This window comes from Streptomyces sp. DSM 120436 (assembly GCF_055778765.1).
Genome location: NZ_JBSKBS010000001.1, coordinates 438,919 through 446,770, shown reverse-complemented (window position 1 = coordinate 446,770; position 7,852 = coordinate 438,919). Strand labels below are relative to the sequence as shown.

Annotated in this window: 7 protein-coding genes; 3 read left to right on the top strand and 4 right to left on the bottom strand. The window is 68.2% G+C overall.

Going from position 1 to position 7,852, the window contains the following annotated elements; translation table 11 throughout:
* Positions 1–110: 110 nt before the first annotated feature.
* Positions 111–320, bottom strand: a complete 210-nt coding sequence (locus ACWH4W_RS02005; protein WP_473074136.1) for a hypothetical protein — start codon at positions 318–320, stop codon at positions 111–113.
* Positions 321–812: 492 nt separating this feature from the next.
* On the opposite strand from ACWH4W_RS02005, the gene ACWH4W_RS02000 reads away from it, so the two are divergent.
* The 3 genes from ACWH4W_RS02000 to ACWH4W_RS01990 are packed head-to-tail and all read left to right on the top strand — an operon-like array spanning position 813 to position 4,816.
* Entirely contained in the window at positions 813–2,957 is a 2,145-nt protein-coding gene (locus ACWH4W_RS02000; RefSeq protein WP_366253106.1) for a helix-turn-helix transcriptional regulator, read from the top strand.
* A 3-nt stretch (positions 2,958–2,960) separates the two neighbouring features.
* Positions 2,961–3,956 carry a hypothetical protein gene (locus ACWH4W_RS01995; protein ID WP_366253105.1) on the top strand — a complete coding sequence of 332 codons (996 nt, stop codon included), beginning with the start codon at positions 2,961–2,963 and terminating at the stop codon, positions 3,954–3,956.
* Positions 3,953–4,816, top strand: a complete 864-nt coding sequence (locus ACWH4W_RS01990) for a DUF6339 family protein (RefSeq protein WP_366253104.1) — start codon at positions 3,953–3,955, stop codon at positions 4,814–4,816. The genes ACWH4W_RS01995 and ACWH4W_RS01990 overlap by 4 nt, the downstream gene beginning before the upstream one ends.
* Before the next feature lie 15 nt (positions 4,817–4,831).
* On the opposite strand, the gene ACWH4W_RS01985 is transcribed toward ACWH4W_RS01990, so the two are convergent.
* From ACWH4W_RS01985 to ACWH4W_RS01975, 3 genes are read right to left on the bottom strand one after another with little or no spacing between them, the layout of a single operon-like run.
* Complete coding sequence (locus ACWH4W_RS01985) at positions 4,832–6,142, bottom strand: DNA cytosine methyltransferase (protein WP_473074135.1); 1,311 nt, start codon at positions 6,140–6,142, stop codon at positions 4,832–4,834.
* Positions 6,143–6,153: 11 nt separating this feature from the next.
* A complete protein-coding gene (locus tag ACWH4W_RS01980; protein WP_473074134.1) occupies positions 6,154–7,149 on the bottom strand; it encodes a DNA cytosine methyltransferase in 996 nt (331 codons plus the stop codon).
* A complete protein-coding gene (locus ACWH4W_RS01975) occupies positions 7,137–7,547 on the bottom strand; it encodes a very short patch repair endonuclease (RefSeq protein WP_473074133.1) in 411 nt (136 codons plus the stop codon). The genes ACWH4W_RS01980 and ACWH4W_RS01975 overlap by 13 nt, the downstream gene beginning before the upstream one ends.
* Between the last annotated feature and the right edge of the window lie 305 nt (positions 7,548–7,852).

Below are 7,852 nucleotides of genomic sequence, written 5' to 3'. Positions count from 1 at the left end.
GGCCGGCCCGCCGGTTGTGTGCGAGCCGGCCCATGGTTCATCGCGCATCGGTGGCCGGAGCGTCTCTCCGATCAACGAGTGCGCAGGTCATGCGGGTGGGGTGCTCGGCGTCAGAGGGCGGGAGGGCCCTCGTCCGGAAGTGCCTGCACCGCCTTGGCCAGGTCGTCGGGGAACCCGGCGAGAAAATCGTCCTCGGACAGCTCGTGCCGATTTAAGACGTTCGAGAATTCAGCCTTGCTTACCGTCTGTTGAGTGTCCAGCTCAACCACGTTGCGTTCCCGCTGAGAGAGCAGCAACGGGTAGCAGTCGTCCTCGTTCAATGAGTCCCCACCCCTGTCGAGTAATGTCCTGTGATTCGCGCCAGGGGTGTAATCGTGCCACGCCCCATGAAACGAAAAGGTTATCGCTAAGGAATTCTCCCCCCGGAGATCACGTTAGCGGCTGGACCCCCCCAGTCGCCAGAATTTTCCAAAAACGTTTCCTCGCGCGCCCGTGTGGGCATATTCGGGCACACCGCTGGCCAGCCGCCGGACCCCCGGACAAACCGGTTCGCGAGCGAGTTGGCTTTTCCAACGTGGCGAATCTATCGGGGTTTTGAGGTGCTGGCAAGCCTTAACCTCCGCCCGTCCGGGGTGAGTTGCTGACCTCCGCTCACGCAAGGAAGACATGCAGGGGTGAAGGGGTCGAATCGGACCATTCGGGCCAGGCGATTGAGTTCGTCATGCTCCCTTGTGCGGTTAACTTTTGGTTGACGTGATCGCGATCGTCAAATTAGCCTCCTCGTACGACCCGAGGACAGAGACAGGTGGCGCGTGGAGACAGGTGAGGAATTCGGGCCGTGGCTGGCCCGGCAGCTCAAGCTCGCGGGAAGGACGCAGGCCGAACTGGCCAAGGAGCTCGGGTTGACCCGAGCCGCCGTCTCCGCGTGGATCGCCGGACGGTCGACCCCACGCCCTACCGTGATGACGGACATCGCCAGGGTGCTGGGCACGGACGTCGGTACGGTGCACACCCGCACCACCGACACCCAAGCCGGCCTCCCCGTCACCTGGTACCACCGCCCCGGCTACCCCGACGGCGGTCGTGACCTGGGCAATGCGGCCGCCTTCGCCTTCGATGCCGACGTCCAGGTCCTCGCACGCGAGACGTGCCAGAACAGCCTCGACGAGCGGTTGACGGAGAACGGTCGTCCGGTCCGCGTCCGTTACACCCTGCACGAGCTGACGGGTGAGCACCTGGACGCCTTCCGCGAGGCGATCCTCTGGAACGATCTCTTCCCGCACTACTCAGCCGTCTCGGAGCTGGCCGGCAACCAGAAAGTCGGCCGAGTCGTCGATGCCGGCGTACGCGACATGTACGAGAAGGGCCGTCTGGTCCTGCTGCGGGTCGACGACTACAACGCCTCCGGACTCATCGGCGACGACTACGCGGACGGCAAGTTCGCCGCCGTCGTCCGACGGCAGCTCGAAAGCCTGAAGTCAGGCCCGGCCGCCGGCGGTTCGTACGGTCTGGGAAAAGCCACGTTGTGGGCTACCAGCGCCCTCGGGCTCGTGCTCATCAACTCCACTCTGTCCGTGCCGCACGAGGGACGTACTGAGCGACGGGTGATCGGCCGTCTCGAACTGCCCTGGCGGGAGGTCGAAGGACGCGCCTATGCGGGACCCGCCTGGTTCGGGCGCCCCGACCCCGACAGGCCTGGCGCCGAGGTCGCCCGTTCCTGGTGGGCCGACGAGGAGACCGTGGACCGCCTCCATCTGAGCCGGGAAAGCGACGAACCCGGTACGTCCTTCCTGATCGTGGGCGCACACGACGTGGCCAGCCTCGAGGGGGAGGCGCACGACCAGGACGGAGGACCTCGTGCGGAGGAGGGTCCCGAGGACACGCGCGACATCGGCAGAATGCACGGCCGTTTGGTCGAGGCGCTGGGACGCGATTTCTGGGCCGCCATGGTCGGTGGAGGTGGACGGCTCCCGCTGCTCGAGGTCTCCGTCCGTGCTCTGCGCAACGGCGAGGAGGTCGTGCCGGAGACGAAGGTGGACCCGTCCGTCGAACAGCCCTCCCGTACCCGCGCCCTGCGGGCCCACTACGAGGGCACCACGGTGGATCGGCTCACCGAAGCCGGGCAGGTTGCCTTCAGAAACGTTCCTCTGAAGCTGCCGCTGACCGGGGGCGCACGCGGGACGCTCGGCACCCACCAGGCGGTCCTCCTGATCACCGAGGCCGCCGGCGACAAGGACACCCCGAAGAACCAGGTGCACTCGCTGCGCGGCAACCGCATGACGGTCAGGAAGGCACCGGTTCCGAACCTGCCGCTCGGCACCAACCCCTTCCAGGCCGTCCTCCTGGTCGGTGAGGCCGCTGGTCAGTCGGCTCCCTTCGCGAAGGAAGCCGAGGAGTTTCTGCGCGCGGCGGAACCGCCCGAGCACGACCGCTGGGGGCAGACGGAGGAGCTGACCCTGCGCTGGTCCCCTTCCGCGTATCGACGGATCCAGAATCTGACCACCGAGGTCAACAGCGCGGTCAGGGAACTCGTCGCCCGCCCGAAACGCGGCAGGGGCGAAGGTGGCGAGGCGCTGCGCAAGGCGCTGACCGTCAAGAGCCGACCCAAGGCCAAGGTGCCCTCCGGTCCGGTGGTACCGGTGCTGGACGCGATCGAGGCGACGATCGGTGACCAGGGGGAGTGGTTGATCACGGGCGAGGTGAAGATCCCGCGCGGTGATGAGATCGTCCCGATGGTGCCGGTCGCCCAGTTGGACGTCCGCTCCGGGGGGCGCCCGCGCCTCGACTGGGCGGAACTCGTCGCGGTGGAGGGTTGCGAGGTGGAGAACGGGGCCCTGCGCTTCCCGTCCGGCACACGCCGCGCGAGGTTCCGAGGAGCCACCGATGTCTCCAGCCACCCGGTGCGGACCACGCTCACCCGCCTCGTCGTCGAACTGCGCGTGAGCAAGGGGGCGTGACGCGTGAAGATCTACCCGTACAAGCGACTCAGCCGTCCGATCACGCTCAGGGTGACGTCGGTCTCCCTCAAGTTGTCCGACGGTACACGTGATCCACTGGACACCAGCGCCTACTCGGTTCAGGAGCAGGCCGTCGCCCTCGGTGTCGCGGGCCACACGGACTGGGTGAGTGCGACGATCGGTCTCTCGGTCACGCTGCCGCCCGGTGCCGACGCTCCGGACGCTGCCTGGTCCGATCTGCGCGTCCTCGCGGTGTTGACCGACGGTGAGACCAACGTCCGTACCTCGACGGCCCTCACACGCGACACGGAGGGCAGCCACGACTGGTCGGGCTACCTGGAGGTACTTCGCGACGACCATCTGGGACGTGCCTCCCTCAGCGCGCACGCCGTCGGGACGGTCGACGGGGTGCGGGGACGGTCGATCACCGAGACCGACCGGGGCTGGGTCGTGGACACCGTCTCCGACGAGCCGGTCAGAGGTCTGCGACTGGACGTCCGTAAGGCGTCGTTCAGCAAGAGCTCCAGGGAATGGCTGCGAGCCTACGCCGACGCGCCCTGGCTCGTGGACACCACGGCACGTGTTCCCACAGTGTTCGTCAACACCGACATCGACGGGATCGTCGGGCTGTTGGACAGCAACGGCTCCGGTGTGGACAGCAAGGTGCGCGACCTCCTCGTCGCCCAGATGGCCACGGATGTGTGGACGGCGGTCTTCCATGGTGCCATCGGTGACCTGGAGGTGGAACCGGACGGTGGCCCGGTCTTCCCGACCGACTGGCAGGGCGAGGTGCTGCGGGAGATGCTCCCCGACGTCGTGCCCGGCGTGCACGTCGAGGAGGCCCTGCGTCAGGTCCACCACCGACGCACCGGTGACTCGGGCTGGGCCGAATTGCAGACACGCATCCATTACGCGGCGGTTCGGCGTGCCGATGCCGCCAAGGCGGTGGGCTACATGATCCGCAGTTTGGAACGGACGAACAGGGAGAGCGAGACGTGATCACCCAGCCCCACCACGTACCGGAGCGCCTGGCACTGCTTTCCGGCTCGGCCGTGGACACCTTCCTCACCGAGGGACTGCTCAGGGGCGAACAGGTTCATAGCGGCATCGACCTCGCCAAGGTCACCGAGCCACTCCCTGAGGACGACGCCCGGTGGTGGGTCGAGCCGATCCGCAGTCTGGTCGAGGACGCCATGTTCGAGTTCCGCGACGAGCGCACCAAAGCCGACGCTTGGCTCGCGCCACGGCTCCATGCCACCTTGCGTCTGACACGAAGGGAAGCGGCGGACAAGCGACTGTGGAACCACCTGGCGCTGGCCGTGGCCCCTGACTATGTCGTGTGGCGTCACCTGTCGGAGTCGGCACAGCGTGTCGCTGCTGAACGCTTCCGGGGCCCCTCGGACCGGCAGTGCTTCTCCCGTCTGTGGTGGGCGGCCGAAATTTTTCGGAACGGGCCGGATTACGGGCCTGTCGAGACCGCCTGCGGCAACCAGGACCTCATCCACACCGTCCTCCGGTCGGGCTTGCTCGACCACCGCCCCACAGCCCAGGCCGTCGTCCGTCTTCTGCAGGACGGAAAGATCGCCACCGGACGCGAAGTCAACGGGCTGAGCGTCGCCATCAACGCGGCCGGAGCGACCTTGGTCTATGACGTCCTCGCACCGGACGAGCCCAGGGATCCCGCTCGTCTGCGGGACTGGATCGCCGAGGCGGAGACAGCCCCACCGGTCTCACGCCACGACCTCCCCGAAGGGCCGGACGAGGATCCTGTCCGGGAGGAGTCCGTGGCTGCGCTCACCGACTATTTCGCCGACCTGTTCGAGACTGCGCCGGTCAGAGGCCGGAAGAGCGAAGACTGATACGACGCCGTCAAGTTACTCGGGGCGCGGGCAGCGGCCGGTGCAGCTGTCCGGGGCCCCGCAGCCGTGGCTCCGCAGCTTGGCCCGTTGTTCCTCCGTGGCCGGCACCCACGGCTCGCGCATCGTCTCCGGGGTCGGAGCGGGAAGGCCGAGCGCCGCGCTCAGCAGGTGGGCCCCGAAGAGGGGCGGCACGGCGTTGCCCACTTGCTGGGCCTTCGCCGTACCCGACCACGGGTAGTCCGGCGGGAAGCTCTGCAGCATCCCCGCCTCGTTCATGCTGAACCTCGGGCCCTCTCGGACGACATCGGGGTGGTGGTCGCCGACGGGCTCGAAGACCACGAAGCGTGAGATACGGCCGGTGACAGTGGTGGCGGGCTGTCGATCGGTCCGTACTCCGCGTCGCCCCGGGTTTCCCGAACTGCCGTAGTTCGACCGGATCAAGAAGGGCGTCCTGCGCCCCGGGTGCGTGCCGACCGGCTCGGTGAGGGCGTCGCCCATGGACTTCCAGTGCTCCAGACCGTCGTCCTCCGTGGGGCGCGGTCGCGGTTCGGGGACGTCCATGTCGTAAAGGGTCGGCTGAGCCGCCGGTGCCGCGTTGCCACCGTTCCTGCGGTTCCACTCCTTCGCCTCGTAGGCGCGGTGGGTCGGTGCGGGCAGTGAGGGCTTGCCGAGTCCCTCACGACGGGCGATCAGCACGGCACGGGACCGGGTCTGCGGTACTCCGTAGGTCTCGGTCCTCAGGACGTCGACGGCGACCTGGTACTTGGTGCCGTCGGGGAGACCGACCTCTTGCAGAACCTCGGCGTATCCCTCCCAGAGCGCCACCACGGAGGGGACCTGCTCCAGAATGATGACGTCGTACGGCCGGTGCCCGCGGTTCGGGCTCCTGGTGGCCTGGATCGCGTATCGGAGGGGTTCGAGGACCAACGCGGTGCGCGGGTCGCTGAGCTTCCTCAACTCCTTGTCGATCGCCGCGTCGGAATCGCCTGCCATGAGCCGCTTGATGTAGTTCTTGACCTCCTCGAGCGCCTTGCGTCCGGCGCCCCGTCCCGCCACCGAGTACGTCTGGCACGGCGGACCACCGGCGAGCACGTTGATCTCCGGCGGCAGCGACTCGAAGAGTTCCCTGCGAACCGCGCTCACGTCGGCGTGGAGGGTGTCCAGGCCGGCCGCGTAGCGCGTCAGGCACGCGCTCCTGTCCCACTCGATCCCCAGACTCGGGAGGCCCAGCTTGTGACCGGCGACGTCCAGCCCACCGGGCCCTGCGAAGAGGTCCAGGACAAAGGGCTTGTCGACGATGGACTGGTGGGGCGGCGTGCTGGTCATGTGGCGGAAGTCTAGCCGGCGGCGGGGATCGCCGGCTCCCCGTCCAGGGCCTCGGCGACGGCCCGACCCAGCACCTGGCCGACGGGGGGCGGTGTCGCATGTCCGATCTGACGGTACCGGGCGGTCTTCAGGCCGGTGACCTCCCACGATCCGGGGAAACCTTGGAGCAGCGCCGCCTGCTCGACTGTGATTTTCACCATGTTGTCCCTGCCGAGCGCGGGATCCCACACGAAGTCGGGGCCGGGCACCTCGTCGCCCACCGTGTGCGCATTGACGCCCATGGTGGCCCACTTCCGTTTGGCCCCGGTCGGCCCGAGGTCTGCGCCCCCTCGGTTCTTCGAACCTCCGACGAGGGTGGGAGCCGGTTGATCGGCCTGGGCGGCCCAACGGGCTGCGTCCGGCCAACCGCGTGCCGCCATGGACGGCCCCAGGGCGGCACCGACCGTCATGGGTCGCCGCACCGTGGGCGCCGGTGGACGGAACGCCTCGGCCCAACGTCGCTCGACGGCCACCAGCACACCCTGCTTACGGTTCTGCGGCACTCCGAAGTCGACGGCGTTCACGACGAACCAGCTGAACTCATAACCCAAGTGAGCCAGTTCGGCGCGCGCGAAGTCGCGGAAACGCTGGTACCTGTCCGAGTGGGCGAGATCGGGAACGTTCTCGATGATCACCGCTCGCGGCCTGATGGCGTGGGCCAGATAGACCGCTGCCTCCAACAGGCGCTCCTCCAGATCTGATTCGGCCCGTTGGGCGGTCGCACTCGACTTCACCCGCGGCAACCCCGCCGAGAGGAGATCCACGTCGTAGCTCTCGGGGTGCTCGGACGGGTCGAAGTCGAGCAGGTCGGTGTTGAGCACGTTCCAGTGCGGCCGGTTGGCCCGCAGGGTCGCGACGGCGTCAGCGTCGTCGTCCAGGAGCAGTCGCGGCTCGAACCCGGCCTGCTCCAGGCCGAGGGCGAGTCCGCCCGCCCCCGAGCACACGTCCACGAAGGTCAGTCCCCCCACGCCTCCTGCTTTCCCGCCCGCTCCGCCAGGCGCCGTTCCACAACCGCTCTCACCCGGGCGGCCACGTCTTCCGGATCCTCGTGCTCCCAGAATCGCAGAACCGTCCACCCCGTCGCGGTCAGATGCTCGGTGGTCTCCAGATCCCGAGCCATGTTCCGGTCCAGCTTCGCGCGCCACCAGTCGGCGTTGGACTTCGGGCGCGTGGCGTGCTCCGGGCAGCCGTGCCAGAAGCATCCGTCGATCAGAACGGCCACTCTGGCGCGGGTGAAAGCCACGTCGATGCGTCGTCGCGCCATTCCGGGCACCGGGTACTCGACGCGGTATCGCAGTCCGGCCGCGTGCAGCAACCGTCGCACAGCCAGTTCGGCTCCCGTGTCCTTGCTCGCCTGTCTGCTCATGCGGGCGGAGACGCTGGGGGAGGACGGGACGACACCGGACACACCAGCATTCTGCCGGCGTTGGAGAGGCGGACGGAGTCCGCGCTTCCGCTGGGGTCGCCTGCCCGGTCGCGCGCTGTGGCGACGTGCCGCAGTCGGCACATCAGCACGCTTGTCGGCGAACGACGCCGTCGTCGCTCTGCGGTTGCTCCGCGGAGCGACCTGTCTGTCGCAGTGCAACGGGCGGATCTCCACTCGGCCTCCTCAGAGGTGCCGAATTCTCACTGCGTCGCGGCTGGTCGCCGGTTCGTCTCGCCGGACGCCCG